We start from the raw sequence: 268 nt of genomic DNA on the forward strand, positions 1-268 counted from the left end.
ACTAAGGTAGGATTGAAAGTTTTTGTAACTCTTATCCTTGACCACGGTGACGCACGTTTGAATTGGACTAAGGTAGGATTGAAAGGTGATCAGCGCATCGCCAAAAGCGCGGCTTATCAGAGTTTGAATTGGACTAAGGTAGGATTGAAAGCTTGAAAGAGACTTATATCATCTTCGCTTCGACCGCGTTTGAATTGGACTAAGGTAGGATTGAAAGACGATTGCCGCGAGGCCCTCGCCGCCCTGCAGCGCGTTTGAATTGGACTAA

This window comes from Methanoculleus sp. UBA208, from assembly GCF_002498065.1.
In the GTDB taxonomy this organism is placed as follows: Archaea; Halobacteriota; Methanomicrobia; order Methanomicrobiales; family Methanoculleaceae; genus Methanoculleus.